The organism is Candidatus Chloroploca asiatica (assembly GCF_002532075.1).
Classification (GTDB): Bacteria; Chloroflexota; Chloroflexia; order Chloroflexales; family Chloroflexaceae; genus Chloroploca; species Chloroploca asiatica.
This window is the reverse complement of record NZ_LYXE01000196.1, coordinates 1-2,159: the sequence shown is the minus strand read 5'-3', so window position 1 is coordinate 2,159 and position 2,159 is coordinate 1. Positions and strand designations below refer to the sequence as shown.

General features: G+C 66.8%; 2 protein-coding genes. Both read right to left on the bottom strand.

Annotated features, from left to right (window positions below):
* Positions 1 to 507 precede the first annotated feature (507 nt).
* The gene (locus tag A9Q02_RS22960; protein ID WP_097655414.1) at positions 508 to 1,104 is read right to left on the bottom strand and encodes a hypothetical protein; all 597 of its coding nucleotides are present in this window, start codon (positions 1,102 to 1,104) and stop codon (positions 508 to 510) included.
* Positions 1,101 to 2,030, bottom strand: a complete 930-nt coding sequence (locus tag A9Q02_RS22955; protein ID WP_172451301.1) for a hypothetical protein — start codon at positions 2,028 to 2,030, stop codon at positions 1,101 to 1,103. The genes A9Q02_RS22960 and A9Q02_RS22955 overlap by 4 nt, the downstream gene beginning before the upstream one ends.
* Between the last annotated feature and the right edge of the window lie 129 nt (positions 2,031 to 2,159).

Below are 2,159 nucleotides of genomic sequence, written 5' to 3'. Positions count from 1 at the left end.
GAACCTCAGCGTTTGCCAAACTCATGGGCTAGATGCTCTGAGCGGGCTTCCTATGGTGGGTTCGCCAACAGTATCTCCCAATGCGGTATATATGTTGGCACGCACCCATGAGGCGTTTTACTGCATTGGGAAGCCCTTCCCAGAACAGGTGAAACCCTTTGAGGGGGCACCCCTTGCGGGTGCCCCGTTGTTGGCGGGTGCCGCCATTTGCGCCGCTGGTTGCATGCACATGCTGCTCAAGAGAGCGTATTTTTTGTATCCGGTTTCGTATGATGTAATCGCCCTGCCTCTGCTGGCTGGCATCATGGACACGGCGGCCTGGGCATTGGAGGTTCGCTCAGACGCCCGCAGGTGAGCCACAAAAGAACGCAAAGCACACACAAGACTGCCGCAAACTGCCCGATGTTGCCCGATGTTGCGCACGTTGGGTTCTGTCGTGGTGGATAGAGGTGCGGTCGTCCACCACCTCCACCTGGAGTACGATTGGTTATCGGCTATCCTCGCGGTCTATTGGCGCGGTGCATCCAGGCTGAGCACATAGCGCAGGTAGCGGAGCGACCCGCTCGGCGTCACGACACCGCGCACCCTATTCCAGGCGACACTGACCGTTGAGGTGGTGGTGCTACCCCGCCAGTAGACGGCGTCCGCCCAGGAAGCCAACGGGAGGAGCGTCGTTGGGCTGTCTGGCGCTGGGGGCAGCACGCGTACCTGGAGGGCGGGCGTCACGGTGAGGGGCGGGAGGTCCTCGTTGCGCGAGACCAGGCGCACCTGCGTGACGTCGACCAGCAGCGGGGCCAGGCTGATCGCCTGCGCCGAGCGCGGATCATCGGGGAGGGCAACGGCAACATGGGGGCGCACGACCCCGGTGAGTTGCACCCACTGACCGCGCCGCAGCGCCAGGCCGTGTCCCTCCGCGTCAGGGGCCAATGCGACGCCGAGCGTGCCATAGGCCGGGTGGTGCAGCCAACTGGCGTGCAGCGGACGGGCGCCACGGGCGGGCTGCGGGGGGCGGAAGCCCCGATCCGCCGCGCCCGCAGGCAGCCGCTGCTGCCAGGCACTGGTGCGCCCGACCAGCGTGATCGTGCCGGGTGACGCGGTACTCACGCGCTGAGCACCTCATCATCCGGCATATCCGCTACCCCTGGATCTGGCTCGTCACTCGACGCATGCAAGCGGGAACGCGCTCGGCGGGGGCGCACCGGGCCGGGCTGCGCCGCACGCGGATCGTCATCACCCGCCTCGGCGTGATCCATGGCCGCCGCATCACCACCATGGGCTGGATCATCACCGACCGCCTCATCACGAGCGCCTTCGGCGTGATCAGCGGCAGCGTGATCGCCAATGGCTTCGGCGTGATCAGCGGCAGCGTGATCGTCAATGGCTTCGGCGTGATCACCGGTAGCGTGATCGCCAGCGCCTGCTGGATGATCAACAACCGCCGCGCCGCGCTTCTCAGTTGCCCGCATCGCCTGCACCGCATCACGATCCTGGGCGGCCAGGAGGGCGGCGCGGTCAGGTGGGGCGGCGGCCTCGCGCCGTGCTGGCGGAGTCCGGCGTCGTTCACCGGCCTCGGCGATCAGGCGGGCGCGTTCCTCGCTGGATGCCGGCGTGCCCTGGAGCAATTCGACATAGCCGACCTCGACGCGCACACGGCGATTGGTGAGCAGGCGCTGTTGGGCGCGGGCAATCTGGCGCTCCAGGGCGTCCCCGCTCAACGGTTGCTGCCGTGCTGACGGGGTCTGGCTCGGGCGACCCTCGCGCTGCGCCCGCTCCTGGGTGGCCTGACGCTGCTGACGCGCTGCCTCGGCCCGCTGAGTCAGATCCGCATTGCGCGTCTCAAACTGGGTACGGGTTCGCTCCAACGCCGTCTGCACCGTCGCATCCTCACGCGCAGCGCGGGGGAGGCGGAAGGTCGCCGGGTTCAAGCGGCCTTCGAGCGCAACCTTGTTGCCGGGACGCAGCAGCGCGTCGCTACCAGGAATGATCGCCTCCTCCGCGCTGATCAGCACCTCGACCGGGATCGACTTCACCACCGGCCGCAGCGCACGCCCAAAACTGGCCGCCAGCACCTCGCGGTAACGCTAGGGCTACGTCAAAGTGGTAGCCCATCGTGTATCCTTCTGAAGGAATGATCGAACGCTTCAGGAGGACACGATGGA